The following is a 587-nucleotide window of genomic DNA, read 5'->3' as shown; positions in this document are numbered from 1 at the left end:
TCGACTACCATCTGTGCAAGCATCTCAGGGCTTCCCATATCTGAAGATACTGCAATAACCTCATGCACGCTCGAAGGGAGAATATAAAGGTCACTCTCTAAACTCTCTGCCAGCTCATGAAGCTCATTCTCATAAAGCATGGACGCTGCACCATTGATACCCTTTTCATTGGAAATCACCCACATCGTCTGCTCCGGTGGAATCTCAGCTATCATCATCTCTGCGATCTCCTGTGGCATCCCATCCCTTGCGAACATTTCTCTCATAATGTCATTCATGCTACGAACGACAGGTGGGAAGAGTCTTCTTGTGTTTTCCGCTGCACACTTAAAGAGCTGTTCCTCGCTCATTCCAAGTCTTTTCGCAAATTCATTTGTAATTTTTGAACTCTGCACCGCATCCTTATCGGCACTGATTATTACCTTATACACAATAGAGAGATCCTGAAACTCCCTGTGAGGCACCTGTTCCAAAAATGTTTTATTCTGCTCTGTATTGATGAGCTGGAATACAATCTTCTCGTTAGCATCCTTCATAATGCTGTCCACATCAACAACCGGAGCCTGCTCATATGCCCTTTCCATAAA

The 587-nt window shown here is 44.5% G+C and carries 1 protein-coding gene; it reads right to left on the bottom strand.

The features are described from left to right. On the bottom strand, positions 1-587 hold a 587-nt coding region (locus H8700_RS01340), incomplete at both ends, for a DUF5688 family protein (RefSeq protein WP_249302465.1).

The sequence above is a fragment of the Jutongia hominis genome, assembly GCF_014384965.1.
GTDB lineage: Bacteria > Bacillota > Clostridia > Lachnospirales > Lachnospiraceae > Butyribacter > Butyribacter hominis.
This window is presented reverse-complemented; position numbering and strand designations above follow the sequence as displayed.